Source organism: Algoriphagus yeomjeoni (assembly GCF_003259505.1).
In the GTDB taxonomy this organism is placed as follows: Bacteria; Bacteroidota; Bacteroidia; order Cytophagales; family Cyclobacteriaceae; genus Algoriphagus; species Algoriphagus yeomjeoni.
The window spans coordinates 396,156-422,914 of sequence record NZ_QLLK01000003.1; the positions used below are offsets into that span (position 1 = coordinate 396,156).

Here is a 26,759-nt window from a genome sequence, read left to right on the forward strand (position 1 = left end):
TGGATCTGAATTTTAAACCAATGAAATCGAGCATAATGAAGAGTTTCACAAAAATTGATGATTATTCTTATTGCGAGATTCCATGTGGCCATAAAATAAAAATATAAACACATGAAAATCAAACATATAATTATAGCTGTTATTGCTGGGATGAGTTTCTCATGCGATGACTTCCTTGAGCCTGAGTCTATTTCCACATTCGATACGAACTACATTTATTCAAATGTGGATGATGCACGAAAAGGTGTCAATGCTATTTACGCAAATTTTGGTCAGGATGCTTTTCGCTCTCGACTTTCTAATAATATGGCTGGCAACACCGATATAGAACATCAAAGTGGCTGGACTAGCTCATCAGACAGATATCAAATCTGGGACCTTAATGCTCTGGAAACAAACAGAGATTTGGAGATCGTTTGGACTTATGCTTATCGATCTATTCGCGATGCTAATATTTCTATAGAAGGACTTCGTGCCTCCGGTAAATTAGAATCTACTGATGTAGCCGAAGCGAAAACTATGAATCACCTGCTAGGTGAGGCAGTAACTTTGAAAGCCTATTGGTACAGTATTTTGGTGTACTATTTTGGGGATGTGCCCTATGTGAATGAAGCGCCTAAGGCAGGGCTTGAATTTAACCTTCCAAAGGAAGATCGTAACGTCATCTTGTCTGGAGTGATCGAGGATATGATCGAAGTAGAAGAGAAAATGCTTTGGGCTGATCAGACTCCTTATGGAATCGAGCAGGTGACCAGAGAATATACCTTGGGAATGATCGCCAGAATTGCATTGCAGCGGGGTGGGTATTACTTACAACCTGACCTTTCTCAAACGAGATCTAGCGATTATTTAGAGTACTATCAAGTAGCCAAAAACTACACTGAGAAATTGATGCAATTGAAGGATCGTGCGCTTCCTTCAGATTATCGTCAGGTATTTCTTAATCAGTCAAAATTCATCTCTCCGGTAAATGCTGATGTGCTTTTCGAAGTGCCATTTGCGCTGGGAAATGGTGACGTAGCCTGGAACATCGGTATTACAGTAGAAGGCGGTCCTACAGCGGCTCACAGTTTCGGGTCGGGTAATAACTACATGGCTATTCCTCCTACTTATTACTTTTCTTTTGATACGTTAGATACTAGAAGAGATGTGACTTGTGCATTGTACAAGATCAATACAAACTTTGAGAAAGAATTTGTCAACGGTAGAACAAACATCGCCCAAGGCAAGTGGAGTAGATCGTTTTTGGAAAATCCTCCAGGTGCATCCTCTGCCAAAGGAACAGGCATCAACTGGCCAATGATGCGCTACGCAGATGTGTTGTTGATGTTTGCGGAAGCTGAAAATGAATTGTACGGTCCAACTGCCGCAGCTCAGGAAGCACTCAAAAGAGTGAGAAGAAGAGCATTTTCGGATGATCTTTGGGGTACTCGAGTAGATGCATATGTGGCTGATATTTCTGCAAGCAAAGAGAGCTTCTTTGAAGCCATAGTTGATGAAAGAGCTTGGGAGTTTGGTGGTGAGATGATCCGTAAATACGAATTGATCCGCTGGGGAAATTATGCGGAGAAAATGGAAGAAACTGTTGAAGGCTTGAAAGAAATGGCTGATGAGGCATTCAATGGAACTGGTAATCTACCGGATTACATGTACTGGAAAGTAAATGAGTCTGGACAGTTTGTACTGCTGAATCCTAATACGAGAGTGGTAGCTCCACCGGATGATACCTGGAATCAGGTGCCATTCCTATTGAGTATGCATAGTGAGACCACGCAGTACCAGGAATGGATCACGAAAGATTGGGCAAACTATTACAATGGTCCAAATCCTGGTGTAGCACGCTACATCTTCCCGATTCCTTCTACGGCTATCAACAATAGCCAAGGGACATTGACCAATGATGGTTATGGATTTTAATGAGGCTGTCAAAATCTAAAAGTTCAACAATGAAAATTCTAAATAGAAATATAAAAAGCACCCTTTTTATGCTGTTGATGGCCGTTTTGGCAGTGTCAGCATGTAAGGAAGACGAGGAGATGTTCGAGGAGACTAGGTTATTCAGACCGGTATTGAACGAAGATCTTTACTCAGAAGGCAATACAATTATTGTCAATCAGGGAAATATGAAAAGTGCTATTTCCTACACATTGGAAGTGAGTCGTGATACATTCAATACAATCGAATATGTCATTGAAACAGATACTTCTTATGTCGAGATCAACAAAGCTCTGATAGGAGAGGAGCTTTTCTGGAATACGCTTTATCAAGTGAGATCAACAGCTAGAGCTGCAGATCCGGCTTTTGATAGCAAAGCATCAGATCTTGGAAATGTGCGTACACAGCGCTTCCCGACCATTTTAAATAATCCGGCATCTTTTGATGTGACTGATATTGCAGCAAGAGTTACTTGGACTAAAGCTGGTGCAGAAGTGACCGGGGTCAAAGTGTTTTCAGCTCAAGATTTACAGTTAAATACTCCTCTTTTCGATGAGCAGATGGTGACAAGTGAAGAGCAGGCAAAAGCAGAGGTGATCGTGGAAGGTTTGGATCCTGAAATGGAATACCAGATTGCAATCTACAGCGGAGATGTTCTGAGAGGTTGGGTTAACTATACTACCCGTGTAGCTGACATAGACCCTACAGCTCCTGGAGTGATTGATATCCGGGACAATGAAAGCCCAGGCGCAGTGGCCGATGCAGTGCTCGCAGCAGCTGACGGTGATCTTATTTTGGTGAAAAGAGGCGTTACTTACGACTTGCCTTCTGAGAACTTGGATAAGTCTATCACTATCCAGGCAGCTTATGGCTTTGGTGAGCAAAAAGCCAAGTTATATACCACAGGCAACTGGAATATTGCTGAAGGCGCTCAGATCGACCATATCCGATTCATTGATTTAGAGATTCGTGGAGCTGATTACACTGGAGATTATGTATTCAATCCTAATACTAGTGGAGTGAATGTGAGAGAATTACTTTTCGAGAATTGTACAATGGGTACTTTCCGAGGAATTCTAAGGATAAGAGGAACGGTAACCATAGAAAACTATCTCATCAAAAACACATTGGTGGACAGTATCGGTGGTTATGGGCTTCTGACTACGGATACAAACCCAAGTGATGATGAGCTCACGGCAAACGTTCAAAACATAGTATTCGAGTCCTCTACCTTCAACAAAATCCAAGGAGGAATCACTTCTAGAAATAACTCAAATTCCATCACAATTGATGGCTGTACCTTTGCCAATTTCATTAGCCCAAATGGACAAATGTTCAGATACAGAGGTGGTGATGGTAATAACAATGTGGCCAATGGCATCAGCATTACCAATAGTATTTTTGGGCATGCTTGGGATGAGTCCGAATCTGAAAACTATGGGATAAGAGGCGTGGATGGTCTGGAGAGCACTAATTTTAATTTAATTAATAATTACAGCACTGCAAATTTCAGCTTTTCTGGAAATGAGATCCCAGGATTCCCTGTTGGTAACTATTCAAAAGGTCAATCTGACCTTTGGGTGAGTCCAGCTACGAATAACTTTAACTTTAAGGACAGTGGATTCGCTGGAAGGTTTGATACAGGTGACACGCGTTGGAGAGTTACATTATAGTTAAGTATTGGGTTAATAATTAATTGAGATAAGGTGTGGTTTTGCCACACCTTATTCTTTTCAATCCAAATCAAAAACCAATGAATTCGATAATTAAGCTTTTCTTTATATCTATCATCTTTTCTGCAAGTTCTTCGTGTGGAGGACCTTCCGATTCTGACCCTGTGGTGGAAGAGGAAATTGAAGAAGTTGTTCCTCCGTATGAAGGGTTACACTATGCTTTTCCAGGAGCCGAAGGCTTCGGTCAATTCACTACTGGAGGTCGTGGAGGCAAAGTCTATTATGTGGATAAATTGACCGATGATGGATCGGCTGGAACACTTCGACATGCCATCAATCAATCTGGAAAACGTACCATTGTATTCAATACAGGCGGAACAATACAGCTGAAGTCTAAACTTCAGATTAACTTCGGCGATGTTACCATTGCAGGACAAAGTGCTCCAGGGGATGGAATAACCATCCGGGATTTCCCTGTGGTAATCAATGCCGATAATGTGATCATCCGATACATTAGATTTAGGATGGGCGACGAGGGTAAACAGCAAGCTGATGCCTTGGAAGCTCGTTTTCATAAGGATATTATTATCGATCATTGTTCTATGAGTTGGTCCACGGATGAGACAGCTACATTCTATGCCAATGAGAATACCACCTTACAGTGGAGTATTATTTCGGAAAGCTTGAAAAATTCTGTTCATGAAAAAGGATCACATGGCTATGGAGGAATCTGGGGCGGGAAAAACGCCTCTTTTCATCATAATCTGCTAGCACACCATGATAGTAGAAATCCTAGACTTGGCGAGGAGGCAGGTAAAGCATTTGCCTTGACTGATCTCGTGGATGTGAGAAATAATGTGATATACAATTGGGGGTCAAACAGCGCCTATGGCGGTGAGGCAATGAATGTGAACATTGTCAATAATTACTATAAGCCTGGCCCGGCAACTCCTTCAGGATCGAAGCGGAATAGGATAGTCTCCATCGATAAGAATAAGAATGAAGGAACTGAAGTCTATAACGTCTGGGGAAAGTTTTTCATAGACGGAAATGTCATCGAAGGAAGTTCCTCCACTACACAGGATAACTGGAATTATGGAGTTTTAAATCAATTTCACAGCAGTTATGGCACAGTTTCGCAAGGCGATATTGATGGAATTCGACAAGCTTCTCCTCACCCTATTAATGGAAATGTCACTACGCATTCTGGAGAAAAAGTCTTGGAATTGGTTCTGCTTCATGCAGGAAGTTCACTGAAAAGAGATGAGGTTGATTTGAGAATTATTGACAACGTTAATAATAATTCCTATTCGGTAGAAGGATCACTTGGTTCTACAAACGGAATCATAGACTCTCAGACAGACGTAGGTGGATGGCCAGAACTCGCAGCAGGAACCCCAGTCATAGATACTGATAGAGATGGTATTCCAGACAATTGGGAAACAGCAAATGAGCTTGATCCAAATCTTGGTACAGATGCAGCTAAAATCAAACCTGGAACTCCTTATAGCTTTTTGGAGCTTTATTTAAATAGTCTTATCAAGGATTTTCCGTTAAGCAATTGACATAAAAATAGACCTGTGAAATGCCCATGATCTTGAACCTTAAGGACGGCACAGGGAAACAATTACCAGGGCATTCCATATGGCCATAAAAAAACAATTATAAACATATGAAATTCGAACATTTTGCACTAAACGTTGCTAATGCATCAGCTGCCTCTCATTGGTATGAGGAACATCTCGGACTGAAAGTAGTCAAGAAAATGGTAGAGCCACCGTACATGACCTTTTTGGCGGATGATAGCGGCACGGTTATGATTGAGATTTATTCCAATCCAAAAGGTGAAACTCTTGATTTTGAAAAACTTCATCCACTTGCCGTTCATCTCGCATTGGTTTCTGAAGATCCAAATGCAGACCGAGATCGCTTGGTAGAAGCTGGAGCTAAGGTGATTTCTGACGATATTTTGCCTGATGGCTCCCACCTGGTCATGGTAAAAGACCCTTGGGGATTGGCACTTCAGTTATGCAAAAGAGCAAACCCAATGATATAATCTTTGAATATGATTCTAAAAAACACAATCGGATTAGGATTGATTTTACTGATTTCTTTAGGCTGTAAAGCTCAGGAAAAGGGAAAAGCTGAAAGCCAGTTTCTATCAGAAAATGCAGGTAAATCGCTCGCATTTCCAGGCGCTGAAGGCTTTGGGAAATTCACTACAGGTGGTCGAGGTGGAAAAGTTTTAGTGGTAACTAACTTGAATGACGATGGACCAGGCTCACTTCGGGATATGATCCAAAAAAAGGAACCAAGAATAATCGTTTTTGCTGTTTCTGGAAATATCGAGTTGAAATCAAGTTTGGATATAAACTACGGTAACCTGACCATTGCTGGGCAAAGTGCTCCCGGCGGAGGAATTACACTTCAAGGATATCCTATTAAAGTGAAAGATGATAACGTCATCATTCGATACATCCGAAGTCGACTAGGCGATGAACTCAACGTTCAGGATGATGCGATGAGCGCCATTCGAGTGAAAGATGTCATTATTGATCATTGTTCTTTGAGCTGGGCTACGGATGAATGCGGGTCTTTTTATGACAATGAGAATTTCACTTTGCAGTGGACTATTCTTTCAGAAAGTCTGAATAAATCCGTTCACGAAAAAGGAGAACATGGCTATGGTGGAATCTGGGGAGGAAAAAAAGCTTCTTTCATTTACAATCTTCTGGCAGATCATAACAGCCGGAACCCAAGATTTAACGGTGCTCGCTATCATAAGGAACCTGAAAAGGAATGGGTGGATTTCCGGAATAATGTGATTTATAATTGGAAGGGAAACAGTTCCTATGCAGGTGAAGAGGGGCAATACAACATCGTCAATAACTACTACAAAGCCGGTCCAGCGACGAAATCAAATCGAGATAGAATCGTCGAGCCCTATGAACCTTATGCTAAATTCTATGTAGATGGAAATGTAGTGGAAGGGTTTGAAAATGTGACGGCAGATAACAGTTTGGGAATTCAAGGAGTGGATGCAGACCAAGTTGAAGCTTCAGCTGCTTTTGACTTTGCGGGAGCAAAAACCATGTGTGCTGAGGAAGCATATCATGCAGTTTTAAAGAATGCTGGCGCAAGCCTCAGGAGAGATTCAATAGATGAGAGGATTGTAAAGGAAGTGGCAACGGGAGTAAATAAATTCGGTGAAAATGGAATAATCAATTCTCAAGCTGAGGTGGGAGGATGGCCGATTCTTGATCAAGGAACTGTAAAAATCGATTCGGATCAAGACGGAATGCCGGATGAGTGGGAGATGAAAAATGGCTTGGATCCAAAGAATCCGGATGACTCCAAAGGTTATGATCTGGACCAGAATTACAGCAACGTGGAGGTTTATTTGAACAGCTTGGTCAACTAATTTTTCACAATATATGCGAAATTTGAGCCTAGGCTTTATCTTAGAGGATACCACTAATAATTTCAGACTGTTCGATGATTGATCTGCAACTTCCTTTTGAGCAACTCAGCAAAACACTTGAGCAAATATTACTTAATTATGGCTTTACTGAAGAACGGGCGCAGCGATGTGCCTTTCTTTTTGCCAAAGCTGATCTTGACGGAGTACGCTCTCATGGGGTAAATCGCTTTTTCCTTTTCCTCGATTTTATCAAAAAAGGCTTAGTTTATCCTGATAAAGAACCTGTTGCTTTGACTCAACTAGGCATGTTTGAGCGTTGGGATGGACAGGAGGGAGTGGGGAATCTCAATGCTGATTTTGCGATGAACCGAGCAATTCAGCTTTCAAAAGAGTTTGGAATCAGCTGTGTTACCTTGCAAAACACCAATCATTGGATGCGTGGAGGTAATTACGGTTGGCAGGCGGTAGAGGCTGGATGCATCGGGATTTGCTTTACAAATACAATTCCCAATATGCCCGCTTGGGGAGGAAGCGAACCCAAAATCGGCAACAACCCTCTGGTGATTGCAATTCCCAGAGAAAAAGGCCCGGTGGTGCTGGACATGGCTTTTACCCAATTCGCTTATGGGAAATTGAGCATAGCAAGAGCTAAAGGTGAGCAAATGGATTATGAAGCAGGTTTTGACAAGGAAGGTAACCTCACCAAAGATCCGGGAACAGTGATTGATAATCACCTGGGCTTGCCAATTGGACTGTGGAAAGGCTCAGGCCTGAGTATGGTTTTGGATTTGCTGGCAGCAGTTCTTTCTGGAGGAAATGCATCTTATGAAATAGGGAAATCTGGCCATGAAAGTGCTGTTTCGCAGGTTTTCCTTTGCTTTGATCCTACCAAACTTGAACTTACAGACTGGATAGAAACCAAGTCAGATGCGCTGATCGGCGATTTGAAAAGCTCAACAACTTTTGCTGATAAGTCAGTCAGATACCCGGGAGAAAGTACCTTAGAAACCCGAAATAGAAACCTCAAGAATGGAGTTCCGATTTCAGAAAAACTATGGGATGAACTTCAAAATGAATTGAAAAAATGAGAAAATTTAAAATAGGAATAGTGGGAACAGGTGCGATCACTGGAAAGCATGCAGATGCGATCGCAGAAATCGAAAATGCTGAATTGGTTGCGCTTTGCAGTTCTTCTGCTGAAAGAGCAAAGGCAGCTCAAGAGAAATTCGGAGTTGATACTTACTCCGACGTTTCTGCTTTTTTGACTCATCCCGAGCTTGATATTGTGTGCATTTGCACGGCTAGCGGACATCACATGGAAGCGGGTTTATTGGCAGCAAAAGCGGGTAAGCACTTGTTAATAGAGAAGCCAATCGAGATAAATCTTAGAAGAGCTGACCAGCTGATTGATACTTGCGAAGAAAATGGTGTAAAGCTCGGAGTTATTTTTCAAAACCGATTTTCGGAGGATTATTTAAAACTCAAAGCGGCGGTTCAAGAAGGGAAGTTTGGGAAGCTACTGATGGGAAACGCACATGTGAATTGGTACAGAGCTCCAGAATATTACAGCAATAGTCCTTGGAAAGGCACTTTAGAAGGAGATGGGGGTGGTGCATTTATGAATCAAGGGATACACACCTTTGACCTTTTGCTGGATGTAATGGGGGATGTGAAGTCCGTTTTTGCAAAAGTGAAAACAGCGCTTCATCCGATTGAAGGGGAAGATTTGGGTGCTGCCTTAGTGACTTTTGAAAATAAAGCAATGGGAAATATTACTGCTTCGACAGCATTGTACCCAGGCTTACCTGAGCGTTTGGAGATTTTTGGAAAATGTGGGTCTGCAGTTTTGGAGGCTGGAAAGCTTATTCAATGGAGTATTCAGGGGGAAGAACCCGAGCCAATCGTTGCAGATACCAGTGCTGGTTCAGGAGCTGCTGATCCAATGGCAATTGGACATGCATTGCACAAAGCACAATGGGAGCATTATTTGAATGCCATTGACAACAATGAACCGGTTTTGGTAGAAGGAAATATGGCCCGGAAATCAGTGGAGCTGATCCGAGCCATTTATAAATCTTCAGAATTGGAAAAAGAGGTAGAGTTACCTTTTCTTGATCACTCTTAAAGCGAAACGCCTCTTTTCCATGGGATAAAGTCATCTTGACCAAGGATCATGGCTTTGGATTTCTCTTCGCCACTGGCAACTTTGATTACTTTCTCCAAGATTTCCTCACCCATTTGTTGGATGTTTTTCTCTCCAGAGATCACAAAGCCTGTGTTGATGTCAATAATATCAGGCATGCGCTCGGCTAGTTTGTGATTGGAGGAAACTTTGATCACAGGCGTGACTGGGTTGCCGGTAGGAGTGCCTAGACCAGTGGTGAACAAAATCATATTTGCGCCAGCGCCTGCCATTGCGGTGGTGCTTTCCACATCATTTCCAGGAGTGCATAGTAAATTCAGGCCTGGTGTGTTTACGTATTCTCCGTAGTCCAGCACATCAGTTACTGGGGAAGTCCCGCCTTTTTTGGCAGCTCCAGAAGATTTCATTGCATCTGTGATCAGGCCGTCTTTAATGTTTCCCGGACTAGGATTCATGTCAAATCCAGAACCTGAGGCTTCCGCAGCAGCAGCATAAAGTCGCATTAACGTAGAAAAACGCTCGGCTTTGTCATTCGAAACGCAACGGTTGATCAATTCTTGCTCTACACCGCAAAGCTCAGGGAATTCAGAGAGAATGGCTGTTCCACCTAGCGCTACAACCAAATCAGCGGCATAACCCACAGCTGGATTTGCTGAGATTCCAGAGAATCCATCCGATCCGCCGCACTCTAATCCTACCACCAATTTACTCAAAGGAGCAGGCTGACGGGTTTGGGTATTGGCATCAGCCATTCCAATAAAGGTCTCTTTAATCGCACGGGTAAGCATCTGCTGCTCGGTTCCTTCTACCTGTTGCTCCAAAATAATCAAAGGCTTTTTGAAGTCAGGATTGATTAGGCGAAGTTTTTCTTCCATAAAAGAAGACTGGGCATTTTGACAACCTAAGCTCAAGATGGTAGCGCCTGCAACATTTGGATTGTTGATGTAGCCAGCGATAAGCGCACAAAGTGCCTGAGAATCAGTCCTAGTGCCGCCGCAGCCAGTTTGGTGATTTAAGAATTTGATTCCATCGATATTTTCAAAAAGACGTTCTTCGGCTTTCTCAGCAAATGTCTCTACCGCAACTGAGTCAAAAGATTCTTTTTGTCCAGCTTTATAAAGACTTGCCATTTCCCGAACCATCTTTTTGAACGGGTTTGGTTTGCCGAAGCCAAGTTCTTCAAGAAAAGCATCCTTGATAATATCCACATTTCTGTTTTCGCAGAAAACCATTGGAATCACCAACCAATAATTCCCGGTTCCCACTTGACCATCTGGTCTATGAAAACCCATAAAAGTTTTATCAATGAATTTGCTGATATCTGGAGCATCCCATTGGTAAACGCCTGATTTTTTACCAAAATCTTCGGCTTCGTGCGTTACATTCTGAGTGGTGAGGGCACCTCCAGATGGGATGGTAGAAAGAGTTTTACCCACAATTCCGCCATACATAAAGACCTGAGAGTTAGTATTCAATTCATTTATTGCAAACTTATGTTTCGCAGGAATACTGTCCTTGAGGGTTATTTTTAGGCCATTGTGTTCAACTATTTCGCCTGCTTTAAGGTCTTGTAAAGCGACTAAAACATTGTCCTTAGGATGAATTAATAATGTCTTATGGTTCATTAGAATTAATCATTATATTGCGCAATCGATTGCGCAATTTATATTATTCATTTGCAATAACGAAAATCCTTAATGAAAATTAAAATATTTGTGCAGATGTACTAAAATGAATTTTATCATTTCTCATAATTTGAAAATAGAATGTTTTTGGAATTTTCTACCTGCCCTAGAACCTTGATCACTCAAAGGAATTACCATTTATACAGTTCACTAAATCGTTTCCGTAAATCAACCTGACATTTCAGCTTAGAAACACCTATTATTGTGTAGTATGTTTTATGATCAATAAACCCATGAGATTTAAAAAACTTCAAACCCTTTCCTTTTGTATTGTGCTAGCACTTTTCGTATCCTGCCAGGCCACAGGGGAAAAGCGAATAATCAAGCTTGGCCATGGCCTAGGCATCACACACCCAGTACATGAAGCCATGCTCTTTTTGGCTAAAAAAGTAGAGGAGAAATCAGGCGGCAAAATGGTCGTGAAAATTTATCCAAATCAGCAATTAGGCAGTGAGCGTGAATTGGTAGAACTCCTACAAATTGGTAGTTTGGGTATGACAAAGGTGTCCTCAGCTGCACTGGAAGGGTTTGCTCCTACCATGCAAGTTTTTGGGATGCCATACCTTTTTAGAGATGATGCACATCAGTTGGCGGTTTTGCAGGGGGAGATTGGAAAAAAACTATTATTGGACCCGCAGAAGTATCTTTTGAGAGGACTGTGCTATTATGATTCCGGGAAAAGAAGCTTTTATACCAAAGATAAACCAATAGAGACGCCAGCGGATCTTGCAGGATTGAAGGTTCGGGTGATGGAAAGTAACACCGCTTCAAATATGGTGAAAAGCTTAGGCGGTTCACCTACGCCAGTTTCCTTTGGAGAGCTATACACCGCTTTGCAACAAGGGATAGTGGATGGTGCAGAGAATAATGCTCCAAGCCTTTATACCTCAAAACATTACGAGGTGTGTAAATTCTACAGCTTAGACGAACATACAGCTCTGCCAGATGTGATGATCGTGAGCACCAAAGTATGGGAAAGTCTAACTGAGCAAGAACAGCAGTGGTTGCAAGAGGCGGCTGATGAGTCGGCAACTTATGAATACAAAATCTGGGCAGAAGCTACGCAGGAGTCGTTGGATGAATTGAAAAAGGCAGGCGTAACTATCACCTACCCAGATAAGCAGCCATTCCGCGAGGCAGTCGAGCCGATGTACTCAGAACTCAAAATTCAGCAACCAGAAATCTATAAAATTGTAGAAGAAATTCGCGCTGTAAAATAACTGTTAACCCAAAGTTTCAATCCTATGTTTTCACCCCAAACCAAGCTAATCCTGGATAAATGGATTGCCTATTTACTAGTCATCTTGATGTCACTTATGGTGGTCAATGTGACCTGGCAGGTGGTTTCTCGTTATATTTTCCAAAGCCCAAGTTCATTTACGGATGAATTGTCCAGATACATGCTGATCTGGGTAGGAATGCTGGGAGCTGCTTATGTTGCAGGAAAAAATGAGCATTTGGCAATTGATATTTTGCTTACAAAGCTCGAAGAAAAGGCGCAGGACAAATTGATGATTTTGATCAACACCTGCATTTTTATTTTCGCACTTGTGGTGATGGTCATTGGAGGATCAAACCTCGTTTATTTGACTTTTATCTTGGAACAAAAATCAGCTGTACTTCAGATTCCTCTAGCTTATATCTACGGCATTATCCCTTTTAGCGGGTTATTAGTGATCTACTATCAAGTAGTCTCAATCAAATTTTTGACAACTTTAAAATCTGCTGTGTAATGGAGGTGTTGAGCGTTTTAGTATTAGTACTTTCTTTTCTTTTCTTCTTAGGTATCGGAGTACCAGTTGCTTGGAGCCTTGGACTTTCCAGCATGCTGACGCTGATGGTTACCGTGCAAACTATGCCGGCAATTACTACCATCGCCCAACGTATGGGAACAGGATTAGATAGTTTTTCTTTGTTGGCAATTCCATTCTTCATTCTTGCAGGGGAATTGATGAACCGAGGTGGTATTGCCAATCGTCTGATAGAATTTGCAAAAGCCCTCACGGGCAGAATGCGAGGCGGGTTGCTCCATGTGAATATCATTGCTGCCATGCTGATGGGAGCGATTGCAGGTTCTGCTGTAGCGGCGGCATCTTCAATGGGAGGTATTTTGGGAAAAAGAATGGAGAAGGAAGGTTATCCAAAGGAACTCGGGGCCGCTGTGAATATCACTTCTTCTACGACTGGTTTGATCATTCCTCCATCCAATGTGTTGATCGTTTACTCCTTGGCTTCTGGTGGGGTTTCAGTAGCAGCGTTGTTTGTAGCTGGATATTTACCGGGCCTTTTGGTTGGATTATTATTGATGGTAACTGCTGCCATTATGGTAAGGGTTCATAAGCTTCCTGCGGGAGAAGGATCTTCATTTGGAGTGATTTTGAGTACATTCTGGAAAGCAGTACCAAGTTTATTTCTGTTGATCGTTGTAATCGGAGGGATTATCGGAGGTGTGTTTACAGCTACTGAAGCTTCTGCTATAGCCGTGGTTTATTCACTGGTATTATCGCTGATTTATAGAGAATTGAAAGTGAAGGATTTGCCCTCAGTATTGTTGAAATCTGCCGAAACCACAGCTGTGGTGATGCTTTTGATTGCAACTTCTATGGCAATGTCATGGGTAATGTCCAGTGAGGAGATTCCTCAGAATATTTCGAATGCGTTGCTTGGCTTGAGTGACAATATCTTTGTGATTCTGATTATGATCAACCTACTATTGCTTTTCGTCGGTATCTTCATGGATATGACTCCAGCGGTATTGATTTTCACCCCGATTTTCTTGCCTGTGGTGACAGCATTGGGAGTTGATCCTGTTCACTTTGGTATTATGATGGTGCTGAATCTGTGTATTGGCCTTTGTACGCCACCAGTAGGTTCCATTCTCTTCATAGGAGTAGGTGTGGCGAATACAACGATTCAAAAGATCCTCAAACCCATGTTGCCCTTCTATGCAGCCATGGTGCTGGCATTGATACTCATCATGATGTTTCCTGAGATTACACTTTGGCTTCCGAGAGTATTTGGGGTGTAAAAATAGTCTGGTGATTGATGTCGGGTGACCGATGTTAACAAGTAGACAAAAAACGGTGGTCTTATGACTGCCGTTTTTTGTTTTAGGCTGTTTTGATCTTATGGGGAAGATTTGCGTAAATTAGAAGTAGCTAAACAATAATATATGATGGAATCGATAACTATTGAAATATTAAACCCTAAGGTCAAAAGCATCTTAAAGGATTTGGCTGATTTGGAGCTTATATCCATCAAAATCCAATCAAAAAATGAAATGATTGAGAGAATCTTGGATTCTTTTGCTGAAGTTGAAGCTCATGAAAAAGGTGGGAAAAAACTTAAGAAAATAGCGGATGTTCTAAATGAGCTTTGAGATTCTAGCGACAGATATATTTGAGAGAAGTCTTAAAAAAATCGCAAAGAAACACAGATCAATTAAAGAAGATCTAAAGCTGTTGGCTGCACAACTACTGGAAAACCCCAGATTAGGTAAGCCTCTTGGTAAAGATTGTTACAAAATACGGCTTGTTATATCTTCAAAAGGAAAAGGTAAATCTGGAGGAGCGAGAATAATCACTTTTTTAAAAGTAACAAAAAGCCAGATTTACCTGCTGGATATTTATGACAAATCAGAAAAATCCTCCCTATCAGATAAAGAATTGAAGCTTCTGATAAGCCAGATTTCAATAAAATAGTATTGGAAAAATTACTTTTTCATAAATATATTGAAACCTGATTTAAAGCGGCGAATGTGAAATCTGAAATCCGACATCGGTCACTAAACAAATATCAACCTACCTCTCCACTTCCTTCAGATTCTCAATTTTTTTATTTCTCAGGAATCCATTGATATCCTCAAAGTGCTCTTTCACTCGCTTGTTTCCAAACTCAAACACTTTAGTTACCAGCCCGTCCAAGAAGTCTCTATCGTGAGATACGATGATCAATGTACCGTCAAAAGCTTTCAACGCGTCCTTAATGATGTCCTTGGTTTTCATATCCAAGTGGTTGGTGGGCTCATCGAGAATAAGCAAGTTCACTGGCTCGAGCAAAAGCTTGATCATCGCCAAACGTGTCTTCTCACCACCGGAAAGTACTTTCACTTTCTTATTGATGGCATCTCCTTGAAACATAAATGCGCCTAAAATATCCTTCACTTTTGTTCGGATCTCCCCAACGGCGATATAGTCAATCGTTTCAAAAATTGTCAAGTTCTCATCAAGCAGGGAAGCTTGGTTTTGAGCGAAATAGCCAATCATGGAATTGTGACCCAATTCACATTTACCTTCAAAGTCAATCTCACCCATAATCGCCTTGATCATGGTGGATTTTCCTTCACCGTTTTTACCGACAAAAGACACTTTCTGTCCACGCTCAATAGTCATAGAAGCATTTTTGAAGACCACGTGATCATCGTATTTTTTGCTCATATCTTCTACGATCACGGGATAGTTTCCAGATCTAGGAGAAGGGGGGAATCGAAGTTTCAATGCTGAGCTGTCTACTTCATCTACTTCGATGATTTCCATTTTCTCGAGCATTTTCACTCGAGATTGCACTTGTAACGTCTTGGAATAAGTCCCCTTGAAGCGGTCGATAAATCCCTGAATGTCTGCAATCGTTGCTTGCTGTTCTTCGTATTGCTTTTGCTGCTGTTCGCGACGCTCTTTTCTGAGTTCTAGGTAATGGCTGTACTTCGCTTTGTAGTCGTAAATACGACCCATCGTTACTTCGATAGTTCTGGTAGTTATATTATCTACAAAAGCCCTATCGTGGGAAATCACCACTACTGCTTTGGCTTTGTTCAAAAGAAAGTCTTCCAGCCACTGAATGGATTCAATATCCAAGTGGTTAGTAGGCTCATCAAGCAAGATCAAATCAGGTTTTTGCAAAAGGATTTTTGCCAACTCAATTCGCATTCTCCATCCTCCGGAAAACTCAGACGTAGAGCGTGTTAAATCAGCTCTTTCGAAGCCTAATCCAAGCAAAACCTTTTCGACTTCAGCTTCATAGTTCACTTCTTCGATCGCATAGAATTTTTCGCTCAATTCCGAAACCTGCTCAATCAGCTTGTAATATTCATCGGATTCGTAGTCAGTTCTTACAGTCAATTCCTCATTGATTCGCTCGATCTCTGTCTTCATGTTCAGGTAGCTAGCGAAGGCTTTTGAAGTCTCCTCCATCACTGAGCAGTCATCCGATGTCAGCAAATGCTGTGGAAGGTAAGCGACCACGAAGTCCTTGGGAGCTGAAACAGAACCCAAACTAGGCTTGGTTTCCCCGGCAATAATCTTGAGTAATGTGGACTTTCCCGCGCCATTTTTACCCATCAAGGCAATCTTGTCGGTTTCGTTTATGGCAAAAGAAACATTACTGAAAAGAGTGGAGCCGCTATGAATGACGCCTACGTTATCTACTGAAATCATAAGTCTTGGAATTGAAGCGGCAAAGGTAAGGTTTCAGATTTGAAATTTGTAATTGAAAATTTGATATTCCCCACTTCACCATTGTAGCTAGTCAAATTTGAAGTTTGCTTATTTTGAATTTATAGGTTAATGACAAGTCTCGGGTCTTGATACTTTTGTCTTACATCTAGCTTCCAAAAACAAAAAAAACCGCTCCGAACTTAATCGAAGCGGTTTCTAAACATCCGACATCTAGCATCGGACACCCTACATATTTATTAGGCATTCACACCCAAAGCTTTCGCCATGGTAGCGCCGATCTCCGCTGGAGAATCTACTACGTGAATTCCGTTTTCTCTCATGATTCTCATTTTGGCAGCAGCAGTATCGTCAGCTCCACCGATGATCGCACCAGCGTGACCCATTCTACGTCCAGCAGGAGCTGTTTGACCGGCGATGAATCCTACAACAGGCTTTTTGTTGCCGTTCTCTTTGATCCACTTGGCAGCTTCAGCTTCGTAATTTCCTCCGATCTCACCGATCATTACGATCGCGTCAGTCTCAGGATCTTCCATTAGCAACTGTACTGCTTGCTTAGTAGAAGTTCCGATGATAGGATCTCCACCGATACCGATAGCAGTAGATACGCCTAGACCAGCTTTTGCAACTTGATCAGCAGCTTCGTAAGTCAAAGTTCCAGACTTAGACACGATACCGATTCTACCTGTTTTGAAGACGAAGCCTGGCATGATACCAACTTTTGCTTCTCCTGGAGTGATTACACCTGGACAGTTAGGGCCGATAAGCGTAGCACCTCTTTCAATGATATATGGCTTAGCTTTCATCATATCAGCTACAGGAATACCTTCAGTGATAGCGATGATTACTTTGATACCTGCATCAGCAGCTTCCATGATTGCATCAGCAGCGAAAGCCGGTGGCACGAAAATGATGGAAGTATCTGCACCAGTTTTTTGAACAGCTTCTTCTACAGAGTTGAACACAGGTTTTTCCAAATGAGTCGAGCCTCCTTTACCAGGAGTAACACCGCCGACTACGTTTGTACCGTATTCGATCATTTGCTGTGCGTGAAAAGAACCCTCAGACCCGGTGAATCCTTGTACGATCACCTTGGAATTTTTATTTACTAGTACACTCATGATGCGATTTCTATAGTTTGGCACAAAAATATAATAAACCCACCACCCACAAAAGAAAAGGGTGACAATATGCTGGGAATTCCTTGAATCTTTAAGAATCCTGACAAACTTGAGTTCTACAGCAAGGGAATAGCCTAAAGACTATCTCTTTTACATTGGCGATTTAATAAAGTGAGATAGAAGAATAGGGGCTTTTGCGAAGCAATTGTACTATTTACACTTGGTACACACATATTTTTTATATTTTCGGTTCAAAATAGATTTATCACATCCAACATCATCTATGTTTAGCCTTAAAATTCTCATCGTTGAAGATGATCCTGTTTCAGCACTTTTACTTCAGCGAGCTTTAGAGAAAAACAGACACGAAATACTTGGAATAGCAGATTCTGGAGAAAAAGCGCTTGAGATTTTAGCTGAAAATCACGCCGATATGGTGATGATGGATATCAATTTGGCAGGAGAATTAGACGGTATAAAAACTACTGAGATCATCAATGAAATTTACGATGTTCCTGTTGTTTATTTGAGTGCAAGCTCTGATGCTGAGACACTTAACAAGGTGGTTGGTACCAATCCAAGTGCCTATGTGATCAAGCCGTTTAATATCCGTGAGTTAAACATGGTGATAGAATTGGCAATCTATAAAGACCGTAAAGAAAAGGAACTGCAAAAGCTCAATAATGAGCTGGAGGAGAAAGTAAAACAGCGTACCATTGAGCTTTATAATGCCAACAAGGAGCTGATGAAGGCTTTGGAAAAAGAACGGGAAATCAATGAATTGAAATCTAGAATCGTACTGAACGTTTCTCATGGATTCAAAACTCCACTGACTTCGATTTTGAGCTCTGCGCAATTGCTTCAGCTTTATGCCGAGAAAGATCATCCGTTCAAGCCGAAGATCACCAAGCATGCCTTCAAAATTGAGAATTCTGTAAGAGCACTGAACAATCTTCTGACTAGCGTATTGTTTTTTGGAAAAGCAGATGCAGATAAAATAGAGTTCAGACCTAAAAAGATGTTCTTAGGTGCATTTGTAAAGGAAGTTCTCGATACCGTAAGTGCGAGCAAGGAAAATGATGTGAAAATCAAGACTGAATTGGTAAACCTTCCGAAGGTGATCACCTCCGATAGTGAGCTTCTCTATCAGATCTTCGAAAACCTCTTGTCCAACAGCGTGAAATACTCCAAGGATGGTCAGGAAGTGGTATTCAAATTGGAATTTGATGGTAAAAAATTGGTAGGAACGATTGAAGATAAGGGAATTGGTATCCCTAAAGCAGAGCAAGACCAGCTTTTTGAACGCTTCTTCAGGGCGAAAAATGTGGGAATTGTAGAAGGATCTGGATTGGGACTATCGATTGTCAAAAAATGTATAGATGTGCTGAAAGGGCAGATTAGCTTTGAAAGTGATACCAAAAACGGCACAATTTTTAAAGTGGAAATTCCCGTTAGTTAATTATGCTTTTTGAGTCAAAAAACATAGAATACAAGCATCCTGGGCAACAGAAATTGATTTTCCCCGATATCTCTTTAGAAGCAGGCGAAAGTCTTTTGGTGCTAGGAAAATCTGGTTCTGGGAAAACTACCTTGTTGAATTTACTTGCTGGATTACTCAATCCTGAGACAGGAGAAATAAAATTGTTAGGTAAGAATTTGGCTAGTTTGAAAGGGCAGGAGTTGGACTTGTTTCGTGGAAAGGAAATAGGAATCGTTTTCCAAAAACCACATCTTTTAGCAGCTCTAAATGTGCAAGAGAATCTCCAAATGGCTCACTTTTTCGGTAAGAAAAAGGGGCAGAATATTAAAGACCTACTCGGGGAATTGGGGCTGGCGACAAAAGCTAAATCTTCAGTATTAACATTGAGTGAGGGAGAAGCTCAGCGTGTTTCTATTGCTAGAGCGCTTGCAAATAGTCCGAAATTAATTCTGGCAGATGAGCCAACTTCCAGCTTAGATGATGAAAATACGGAGAAAGTCATTAACCTTCTCAAGACTCAAGCTGCCAAGATCGGTGCGGCTTTAATTATTGTCACTCATGACCAACGTGTAAAGGCTCATATTCCAAATTTTGTAGAAGTGAAAGCGGCATGAATTTATTTAAACTAAGTTGGAAATATTTGACTTTCAGACCACTTTCTACAGGGTTGAATGTGTTTTTACTTGCTCTTGGATTGGCTATCATTACGGTGCTGTTACTTATCCAAGATCAATTTGAAAAGAAAATGAACCAGGATGCAGCCGGAATTGACTTGGTTGTAGGAGCAAAGGGAAGCCCGTTACAATTGATTCTCGCTGGTGTGTATCACATTGATTTTCCTACCGGAAATATCCCAATGGAAGAAGCACAAAAGCTTTCGAGAAATAGATTGGTGAAAAATATTATCCCAATGGCTTTGGGAGATAATTACCTAGGTTTTAGAATCGTTGGGACGAATCACGATTATCCAGCGCTTTACGAAGCCCAACTTCACAGTGGTGTGCTTTGGGCTAAACCGTTTGAGGTGGTATTGGGAGCAGAAGTAGCCGAGAAAGCAGGTTATTCAGTAGGTGATGAGTTCGTGGGAAGTCATGGCATTAGTGTTGGAAGTCATGAGCATGATGCAAATAAATTCAAAGTTGTTGGGGTATTGAATAGAAAAGGCAATGTGCTCGACCGATTGATCCTGACGAGTGTGGAATCTATTTGGTACACCCATGACGAAGGATCAGAAGTTGATGTAGAGGATTCTACAGCGAATCATCAAGAACATCAGCAAATGAGCCTTTCCGATTCAGTTGCCGTAAAAGGTTTCCCAAAGACCAGCGAATCCAGAGATTTAACTACTCTTTTGATCCAATATAGGAATCCCATGGCGGCTATTCAGCTCCCGCGATTGATCAATTCGGGGACTTCTATGCAGGCTGCTTCTCCTTCTTTTGAGATGTCCAGATTATTCGAATTACTGGGTGTAGGAATTACTTTACTTCAGGGACTTGCAGTGGTGATAATTGGGATTTCTGGATTGGGGATTTTCATTGCGCTATTTAACTCACTTAAAGAGAGAAAATATGACCTTGCGATTTTACGAGCAATTGGAGCGTCTAGAGCTCAACTGTTACTCCTGATTTTCTTAGAAGGGATTATGCTAACCTTTATGGGTGCAATTCTCGGTATTTTATTAGGGCATTCCTTTCTTTCTGTAATTATTTCTCAGAATGAGCAAGGCGTTGTTGCTTCTCTTCAGCCATGGGTTTTCCTCAAACAAGAACTTTGGATAGTAGTTTATGCGTTAGTGGTTGGAGTTTTGGCTTCGGTTATCCCAGCATTTGCTGCTTATCAAACAAGTATTGCAAAGCAATTGACAAAGGCTTAACTAGCGGCTGATTTAAAACCCGAATATATGAGAAAGTTAAAAATAGCCTTTTTGGCAGTTCTAGTGATGATTGTGGGACAAGTGACTCTTTTGGCACAAAGCACCAATGTCTGGAAAAACCTTTCTGAAGTCACCTATAAAATCTCTGAAGATGAATATGGCGAGCTCTATGTTCCTGTCTTTTCCGAAAATATCACCAAAATGGAAGGTAAGGTAGTGGAGGCTGATGGCTACATTATTCCTTTTGAGGGAATGTTCAAGCCGGAGCATATTATTCTTTCCAGTTTGCCTTTGGCAGAATGCTTCTTCTGCGGATCTGGCGGTCCGGAAACTGTGATGGAAGTAGATATGGCTTCGCCCATCAAATACACTTCCAATAGAGTTCGAGTTCGAGGTACACTTACTCTAAATAGTAAAGATCCTGAGAAACTCATGTACATTATGAAGAACGCTACCCTGGTGAATTAAGCGAGATAGATTCTCTGGTCTGTACTTCGATAAAAGGGCAAACAACCTGCCTTTTTTACCATAAAGTGACAAAAGGACCAAAGTCTAACTAATATATGTTTTGCAGATGAAGTGATCGCATTTCTATGTTTTTCTATGTGACTATATGGTTAAATGTTTTATGACCATATAGGATCATAGATTTCATAGTTTTCTTCGCTACGATCATTGCTTATTTCCAATCTCAGATTTGTTTATTAAAAGATACTAGTCTTTTAATTAAGACTAAACCTTTCAATATTCTGACTTCATTTCTATTCTAGAAACAAATCTCCTTTTCCAACTCGCGGAATTTCTCCAACAATCCAAGGGACACAGACCCAGGTTTTCCGGTCCCTATTTCGTGCTCATCGATTTGAGTTACTGGAAGCAAGACCTTGGTGGTGCTGGTGATAAAAGCCTCGTCAGCATTCAATGCCTCTTGCATACTAATAGGCCTGATTTGCACATCGCCAGCCAACTCTATCACATGCTTTCGTGTAATTCCCATCAGCACATGCAAGTCTGGAGTACTAATAATCCCATCCTTTACTATGAAGAAATTGCTTCGGGAACTCTCGCTTAGTATGCCGTTCATATGATAGATCACATCTTCAGCGCCTGCATCTTTCCACCGCATGCTGTCCCAAACGGGGTATGCATAATTCGTTGTTTTGATTTCGGCGATAGGGCGTACATACTCCAGAGAGAGTAATTTGATGCCTTTGTCATATTTTTCCTGAGCAGGGAAAATCAGTGATTCTGCGAAGATAAATAGCTTTCCTTTGGCAGGTGAAAAGTGATTTGGAGAAACGCCACCACTTAATACCATTCGTATTCCTCCTTCTTTGAGATTGTTTTTCTCAATCAATTCGTGGATTATAGCCCTTAACTCTGCTCGGGAATAATCCATCGGAAGAAAGGTTTTCTCAGCAGATGCCAAAAATCTATCCAAGTAACTTTCGAGAAAAAGAGGTTTAAAGTTAACTGTTCGGAAAAAATCAAAAATCCCGTAGCCTCGAATTAGCCCTAGGTCCATAGGATGTAGGGTGGCTTTTTCTGAGGAGATAATTTGCCCATCGGCAAAGCAAAATGGTTTCATTCTTTTCTAGTTTAAGAGCATCTAAAAATAATAGCTTAAGCTGAATAAATCACCTTCTATTATGATCTTACTTTATACCACTATTTATAGATTTAATAGTAACTTTACGGCCTAATGTTATAGTATTTATGAAGCGTACAATTCTATTTTTAATTTTCTCCTCATTTTTATTGGTAAATGCTTGCGGTCCAAAGAGTCCAAGTGAGAATGAAATACTTCGTGAAGAAGTAATTGCCGTTCATGATGAAGTTATGCCAAAAATGGGTAATCTGAAATCTTTGGAAAGAAGAGCTCTAGAAAAAGTAGGTGAACTCGAGAAAGGAAGTCCTCAAGATTCAGCTAAAATCCAAGAATATAAAGCACTTGCCTACGATCTGAATCATGCTCATGAAGCCATGTTCAAGTGGATGCGTCAATATGAGCCTAAGGATGGAGAACAATCACCTGAAGAGATTAAACAGTATCTGGAAGAGCAAATGGTCCTTGTATCTGCTGTTAATGTAGAAATGAAAGAGGTGCTAGCAAAAGCCGATGAACTTCTGAATTAATTAAAATTCAGGCTTTTCCTGAAGGTATTTCTCCACCTGCTTTGAAGTGATTTTCCCTTCATTCATTCCCCAGATATTATATAAGTAGGTACTTATCTGTGAAATCTCTAAAGGAGTAAGTTTTGGGCTTGCTGGCATGGGTTGATTATAAACTTGCCCATTCACCATTATTTCACCTTCCTGCCCATATTTCATAATCCAAACAGTTCGGTGAATACTTTCTTTGAAATAATCTGAATCTTTTATTGGGGGGATTAAATTACCCAAACCCAGACCGTCTGCCTGATGGCAATTCCCGCAGTGGTTTTCGTAGATAGTTTTTCCTTCCACAGCATATTTCATTACTTCGGGATCTTCTATTTGTGCCAGTGTATTCTCTTCATTGGAGCTTTTGGGACTACATGCTGCCGCAAAAAATAGTAGTATTAGAAATCTCTTCATTACTCCAAAAGCTTTGGGATATCAGAAATTAACTTATCTACTTGATCAGCCTTGGTGCCGTCATAAACACCCCTAATGTGCCCCGCATCATCAATAAGTAGAAAAGCGCCCGAGTGAAGAAATCCACCTGCTTCGTTCTGATCAACTTGGGCAGTGGTAATGTAACTAGTTTGTCCAAGTTCGTAGATTTTCTCAGCCTCTCCGGTAAGAAAATTCCATGTTTTTGCATCTTCAATTCCCAGTTTCTGAGCATAATCTTTTAGCACCTCGACTGTATCGTGATTAGGGTCAATGGTATGGCTCAGAATCTTAAAATTTGGATTGTCACCGAATTTCTCATACACACGAATCATTTCTTTTTTCATGATCGGGCAGATCGTTGGGCAAGTAGTGAAGAAGAAATCCGCTACATAAACTTTACCATCTACAGATGCATTAGTGATGGTTTCTCCTTCTTGATTTGTAAATGAAAAGTCTGCAATCGTATGATAAACTGTGTCCTGAACGAGCTTCCCATCTACAGTTTTTTCATCCACATGCCAGTTGCCAAGTTTTGGAAGTGGTGTGTTCTTTTCTCCGGCAGGTTTGCATTGAGAAAATAGAATTGAAATAATAAGAAGGGAGAAGATTGAAAACTTCATTTTCACAGAATTCATTAGCTTTTTCTAAATTTTTTGTAGAGTCTGATGGCGAGCATCAGGCTTACTCCAAGTGTGATTAATCCAGCCAAACCCCAAACCATGCTCAAAGTGCTTTTCAATACAATCAAAAAGACAATAGCAAAGAGTAAAAGCGTGGACGCCTCATTCCATATCCTCAACTGTGTTGAGGTCCATCTGGTTCGACCAGCTTGCAATTCTTTGAAGAGTTTGTGACACCAGCCATGATAGCAGTACAAGAGAAAGACGAAAGCTAATTTTGCATGCATAAAAGGCAGCTGCAAGAACTCGATACGGTAGGTCAAAACTAAAGTCCCAAAAATCAACGTCAGTACTGCAGATGGCCAAGTGATGATGTACCAAAGGCGGGAGGCCATCAGGTCTAACTGAGGTTTGAGGATCAATCGCTCGGCCTCTGGGCGTTCCATTGCTTCAGTCTGATAGATGAATAATCGGACGATATAGAATAGCCCTGCAAACCAGGTGACTACAAAAATGATATGAAGTGCTTTGAGGTACTCGAAGGTCATTCTCGGGATTTTCGGCTAAATTAAGGCCTAATCTTTATAACCGCACCTAAATTTTGAAAAGCTCTAAAATCATTTTCTGGATTATCACACTTGTGGTGATAGGACTTGTAGTTTATATCTCCTTGGCTTCACTCTCTCAGCCAGGAATGGAGCGATTCGATGGGAAATACAAAGAGCTGTCGACCTATAGAAATGAAAACAATACCGGCCCAGTGGTGCGGGTATATGCGGTAAAGGCTCTGGATAGTTCGACGGAATGGATGCGTGAATACGGAGATGCGATGCCACATACGAAATATGGACGTACAGTCGTGTTCTTTTTCAATGATGGGATAGATCAGGAGATCAAGCTGTCTCCGAACGATCCATATTTCTCTCAAGGCATGCAACCTTATGTGATTGCTACGTACCAAAAGAGCCCGATGGGGGATGTGAGTTTTACCGATGGCTATCCAAAATGAGAAAACGATTTACACTACAGGAATACAAAGAAGGCGTTCTTTCTGGGGATAGAACGAAGCTTAGCCAGGCAATTACTTTGGCGGAAAGCTCCTTGGAAAGTGACTTTGCATTGGCATCTGACCTGGTGCAGGAAGTTTTATCCTATACAGGGAAGTCTATCAGAATTGGAATCACTGGAGTGCCTGGAGTTGGGAAAAGTACTTTTATAGAGACTTTTGGTCAGTTGCTTTTAGATTCTGGTAAATCCGTGGCTGTTTTGGCAGTGGATCCTTCCAGTCAAAAAAGTAAAGGGAGTATTCTTGGGGATAAAACCCGAATGGAAAAGTTGGCGGGCGACAAACGTGCATTCATTCGCCCTAGCCCAACTGGCAGTACCCTAGGTGGTGTTAGTTCCAAAACAAGGGAAGCTATGTTGCTTTGTGAGGCCGCGGGTTTTGATGTGATTCTTGTAGAAACGGTGGGAGTGGGGCAGTCCGAAACTGCTGTAAAAAGCATGGTTGACTTCTTTCTTTTGCTGATGCTAGCTGGTGCTGGAGATGAGCTGCAGGGAATCAAAAAAGGAATTATGGAAATGGCTGACGGCGTCGTAATTCATAAAGCTGATGGCGATAATCAAACGAGTGCCAAGAAAGCAAAATCATCTTATGAAAATGCCCTTCATCTTTTTCCGCTTGGAGAAAATAACTGGTCAACGCCAGTGATGACGGCATCTTCATTAAACGGGGTAGGTTTGATGGAAATTTGGGAAATGATTCTAGACTTTGAAAGCAAAATGCTTAGGTCAGGCTTTTGGGAGTCAAATCGTGCTGAGCAGAGGTTGAACTGGCTAGATGAAAACCTACAATTTTTACTTAGTAAATTCTTTTTGGAACATCAGCAAGTCCAGAAAATGCTCACTCAAAATCGTTCGCGAGTTGAAAATGGAGAGCTCAGTCCTTTGGCTTTGGCGAGGGATTTGATAAGTACTTTTTTTCATTCCAACCAAAAACTATAAATGAAATACCTGCTAATTATATTTTTATTCCTAGGTGTAGCTTGTGGAAGACCAACACAAGATGAAGAGCAAATCGTGGAGGATATTAGTTTCAGCACAAAAACCTTTACTTCTGAAAGGTGTAGTGATGATAATTGTGCCAAGGTTGAATTGAGTTGGCCAATCGCTGAAAATGTACCGGCGGCTTCTACAATCAATGAAGAAATAGAGCATCAATTGCTTGCTTACTTTCAACAAGATAAAACCTATGATAACCTGGATTCTGCCGCCAAAGATTATCTGACTTCTTACGAAAATTTCATTAACGATTTTCCAGATGCCCCAGGTGGGTGGTCTATCGAAGTGAAAGCAGAGAAAAGCTATGAATCAGACAGTACGTTGAGTATTAAATTCAGCGAATACAATTTCTCTGGCGGAGCTCATCCAAATTCCAGTGTTTATTATATGAATTTCGATAAGCAAACGGGAGAGTACTTAAGCTTTGATCGAGTAGTTTTGGATCAGGATAAAATGCTGGAATTGGCAGAAACTGCTTTCAGAAAATATCATGAGGTGGAACAAGGAAAATCATTAGAAGAAGCAGGGTTCTTTTTGCCTGAAACTGGTTTTTTTCTTCCCAACGCAATCGGGTACAAGGATGGGAAGTTTGTACTGACTTACATACCTTATGAAATAGGTCCGTATGTGCTGGGATATACGGACCTTGAATTTGAATTGAACGAGTTAGAAGGGATTGTTAGGCAGAAGTGATGG

At 41.3% G+C, this 26,759-nt stretch carries 27 protein-coding genes; 20 read left to right on the top strand and 7 right to left on the bottom strand.

The annotated features are described in order from the left end of the window. Positions 1 to 111: 111 nt before the first annotated feature. The 7 genes from LV83_RS07255 to LV83_RS07285 all read left to right on the top strand — a co-directional run bounded on the left by LV83_RS07255 (position 112) and on the right by LV83_RS07285 (position 9,154). Positions 112 to 1,917: a RagB/SusD family nutrient uptake outer membrane protein gene (locus LV83_RS07255; protein ID WP_111610872.1), complete on the top strand. Its 1,806-nt coding sequence runs from the start codon at positions 112 to 114 to the stop codon at positions 1,915 to 1,917. Positions 1,918 to 1,946: 29 nt separating this feature from the next. Beyond that, positions 1,947 to 3,608, top strand: a complete 1,662-nt coding sequence (locus LV83_RS07260) for a DUF4957 domain-containing protein (protein ID WP_111610873.1) — start codon at positions 1,947 to 1,949, stop codon at positions 3,606 to 3,608. Positions 3,609 to 3,688: 80 nt separating this feature from the next. Further along, positions 3,689 to 5,173 (top strand): pectate lyase family protein, encoded by a 1,485-nt coding sequence (locus LV83_RS07265; RefSeq protein ID WP_111610874.1) that lies wholly within the window; start codon positions 3,689 to 3,691, stop codon positions 5,171 to 5,173. A gap of 107 nt (positions 5,174 to 5,280) precedes the next feature. Then, positions 5,281 to 5,664, top strand: coding sequence for a VOC family protein (locus LV83_RS07270; protein ID WP_111610875.1), 384 nt, complete (start codon positions 5,281 to 5,283; stop codon positions 5,662 to 5,664). Between the two features lie 9 nt (positions 5,665 to 5,673). Further along, entirely contained in the window at positions 5,674 to 7,029 is a 1,356-nt protein-coding gene (locus tag LV83_RS07275; RefSeq protein WP_111610876.1) for a pectate lyase family protein, read from the top strand. 74 nt (positions 7,030 to 7,103) lie between these two features. After that, positions 7,104 to 8,117 carry a 3-dehydro-L-gulonate 2-dehydrogenase gene (gene yiaK / locus LV83_RS07280; RefSeq protein ID WP_111610877.1) on the top strand — a complete coding sequence of 338 codons (1,014 nt, stop codon included), beginning with the start codon at positions 7,104 to 7,106 and terminating at the stop codon, positions 8,115 to 8,117. Then, positions 8,114 to 9,154: a Gfo/Idh/MocA family protein gene (locus LV83_RS07285; protein WP_111610878.1), complete on the top strand. Its 1,041-nt coding sequence runs from the start codon at positions 8,114 to 8,116 to the stop codon at positions 9,152 to 9,154. The genes yiaK and LV83_RS07285 overlap by 4 nt, the downstream gene beginning before the upstream one ends. Here the strand turns inward: LV83_RS07285 and LV83_RS07290 are convergent. Then, on the bottom strand, positions 9,151 to 10,797 hold the full coding sequence (locus tag LV83_RS07290; RefSeq protein WP_111610879.1) for a UxaA family hydrolase: 1,647 nt from the start codon (positions 10,795 to 10,797) through the stop codon (positions 9,151 to 9,153). The genes LV83_RS07285 and LV83_RS07290 overlap by 4 nt on opposite strands. A gap of 293 nt (positions 10,798 to 11,090) precedes the next feature. Between LV83_RS07290 and LV83_RS07295 the strand changes: the two genes are divergently transcribed. The 5 genes from LV83_RS07295 to LV83_RS07315 all read left to right on the top strand — a co-directional run bounded on the left by LV83_RS07295 (position 11,091) and on the right by LV83_RS07315 (position 14,558). After that, positions 11,091 to 12,077, top strand: a complete 987-nt coding sequence (locus LV83_RS07295; RefSeq protein WP_111610936.1) for a TRAP transporter substrate-binding protein — start codon at positions 11,091 to 11,093, stop codon at positions 12,075 to 12,077. Between the two features lie 24 nt (positions 12,078 to 12,101). Beyond that, positions 12,102 to 12,590 (top strand): TRAP transporter small permease, encoded by a 489-nt coding sequence (locus LV83_RS07300; protein WP_111610880.1) that lies wholly within the window; start codon positions 12,102 to 12,104, stop codon positions 12,588 to 12,590. Continuing rightward, positions 12,590 to 13,885: a TRAP transporter large permease gene (locus tag LV83_RS07305; RefSeq protein WP_111610881.1), complete on the top strand. Its 1,296-nt coding sequence runs from the start codon at positions 12,590 to 12,592 to the stop codon at positions 13,883 to 13,885. The genes LV83_RS07300 and LV83_RS07305 overlap by 1 nt, the downstream gene beginning before the upstream one ends. A gap of 144 nt (positions 13,886 to 14,029) precedes the next feature. Continuing rightward, complete coding sequence (locus tag LV83_RS07310) at positions 14,030 to 14,236, top strand: hypothetical protein (protein ID WP_111610882.1); 207 nt, start codon at positions 14,030 to 14,032, stop codon at positions 14,234 to 14,236. Continuing rightward, complete coding sequence (locus LV83_RS07315) at positions 14,226 to 14,558, top strand: type II toxin-antitoxin system RelE/ParE family toxin (protein WP_111610883.1); 333 nt, start codon at positions 14,226 to 14,228, stop codon at positions 14,556 to 14,558. The genes LV83_RS07310 and LV83_RS07315 overlap by 11 nt, the downstream gene beginning before the upstream one ends. A gap of 99 nt (positions 14,559 to 14,657) precedes the next feature. Here the strand turns inward: LV83_RS07315 and LV83_RS07320 are convergent, their stop codons facing one another. Beyond that, entirely contained in the window at positions 14,658 to 16,289 is a 1,632-nt protein-coding gene (locus LV83_RS07320) for an ABC-F family ATP-binding cassette domain-containing protein (protein ID WP_111610884.1), read from the bottom strand. Between the two features lie 257 nt (positions 16,290 to 16,546). Beyond that, positions 16,547 to 17,428 carry a succinate--CoA ligase subunit alpha gene (sucD, locus tag LV83_RS07325; protein WP_091697283.1) on the bottom strand — a complete coding sequence of 294 codons (882 nt, stop codon included), beginning with the start codon at positions 17,426 to 17,428 and terminating at the stop codon, positions 16,547 to 16,549. A gap of 283 nt (positions 17,429 to 17,711) precedes the next feature. Here sucD and LV83_RS07330 point away from each other — a divergent pair, with 283 nt between their 5' ends. The 4 genes from LV83_RS07330 to LV83_RS07345 all read left to right on the top strand — a co-directional run bounded on the left by LV83_RS07330 (position 17,712) and on the right by LV83_RS07345 (position 21,252). Beyond that, positions 17,712 to 18,887: a hybrid sensor histidine kinase/response regulator gene (locus LV83_RS07330; protein WP_111610885.1), complete on the top strand. Its 1,176-nt coding sequence runs from the start codon at positions 17,712 to 17,714 to the stop codon at positions 18,885 to 18,887. A 2-nt stretch (positions 18,888 to 18,889) separates the two neighbouring features. Then, positions 18,890 to 19,522, top strand: coding sequence for an ABC transporter ATP-binding protein (locus LV83_RS07335; protein WP_111610886.1), 633 nt, complete (start codon positions 18,890 to 18,892; stop codon positions 19,520 to 19,522). After that, positions 19,519 to 20,784, top strand: coding sequence for an ABC transporter permease (locus tag LV83_RS07340; RefSeq protein ID WP_111610887.1), 1,266 nt, complete (start codon positions 19,519 to 19,521; stop codon positions 20,782 to 20,784). The genes LV83_RS07335 and LV83_RS07340 overlap by 4 nt, the downstream gene beginning before the upstream one ends. 66 nt (positions 20,785 to 20,850) lie before the next feature. Then, positions 20,851 to 21,252 carry a hypothetical protein gene (locus tag LV83_RS07345; RefSeq protein WP_394335795.1) on the top strand — a complete coding sequence of 134 codons (402 nt, stop codon included), beginning with the start codon at positions 20,851 to 20,853 and terminating at the stop codon, positions 21,250 to 21,252. Positions 21,253 to 21,550: 298 nt separating this feature from the next. Here LV83_RS07345 and LV83_RS07350 read toward each other — a convergent pair whose 3' ends face one another. Continuing rightward, on the bottom strand, positions 21,551 to 22,372 hold the full coding sequence (locus LV83_RS07350) for an aminotransferase class IV (protein WP_111610889.1): 822 nt from the start codon (positions 22,370 to 22,372) through the stop codon (positions 21,551 to 21,553). A gap of 128 nt (positions 22,373 to 22,500) precedes the next feature. Between LV83_RS07350 and LV83_RS07355 the strand changes: the two genes are divergently transcribed. Continuing rightward, on the top strand, positions 22,501 to 22,920 hold the full coding sequence (locus LV83_RS07355; RefSeq protein WP_111610890.1) for a hypothetical protein: 420 nt from the start codon (positions 22,501 to 22,503) through the stop codon (positions 22,918 to 22,920). Here LV83_RS07355 and LV83_RS07360 read toward each other — a convergent pair whose 3' ends face one another. Genes LV83_RS07360 through LV83_RS07370 form a run of 3 tightly spaced genes read right to left on the bottom strand, consistent with a single transcriptional unit; the run spans position 22,921 to position 24,550 of the window. Beyond that, a complete protein-coding gene (locus LV83_RS07360; protein WP_111610891.1) occupies positions 22,921 to 23,361 on the bottom strand; it encodes a c-type cytochrome in 441 nt (146 codons plus the stop codon). It lies immediately after the preceding gene. Continuing rightward, a complete protein-coding gene (locus LV83_RS07365; RefSeq protein WP_111610937.1) occupies positions 23,361 to 24,002 on the bottom strand; it encodes an SCO family protein in 642 nt (213 codons plus the stop codon). Before LV83_RS07365 ends, LV83_RS07360 begins: the two co-directional genes overlap by 1 nt. A 14-nt stretch (positions 24,003 to 24,016) precedes the next feature. After that, a complete protein-coding gene (locus LV83_RS07370) occupies positions 24,017 to 24,550 on the bottom strand; it encodes a CopD family protein (protein ID WP_111610892.1) in 534 nt (177 codons plus the stop codon). 53 nt (positions 24,551 to 24,603) lie between these two features. Between LV83_RS07370 and LV83_RS07375 the strand changes: the two genes are divergently transcribed. From LV83_RS07375 to LV83_RS07385, 3 genes are read left to right on the top strand one after another with little or no spacing between them, the layout of a single operon-like run. After that, positions 24,604 to 25,011 (top strand): hypothetical protein, encoded by a 408-nt coding sequence (locus LV83_RS07375; RefSeq protein ID WP_111610893.1) that lies wholly within the window; start codon positions 24,604 to 24,606, stop codon positions 25,009 to 25,011. Beyond that, positions 25,008 to 26,006, top strand: coding sequence for a methylmalonyl Co-A mutase-associated GTPase MeaB (gene meaB, locus LV83_RS07380; protein ID WP_111610894.1), 999 nt, complete (start codon positions 25,008 to 25,010; stop codon positions 26,004 to 26,006). The genes LV83_RS07375 and meaB overlap by 4 nt, the downstream gene beginning before the upstream one ends. Next, positions 26,007 to 26,756 carry a DUF4163 domain-containing protein gene (locus LV83_RS07385; RefSeq protein WP_111610895.1) on the top strand — a complete coding sequence of 250 codons (750 nt, stop codon included), beginning with the start codon at positions 26,007 to 26,009 and terminating at the stop codon, positions 26,754 to 26,756. Positions 26,757 to 26,759 lie beyond the last annotated feature (3 nt).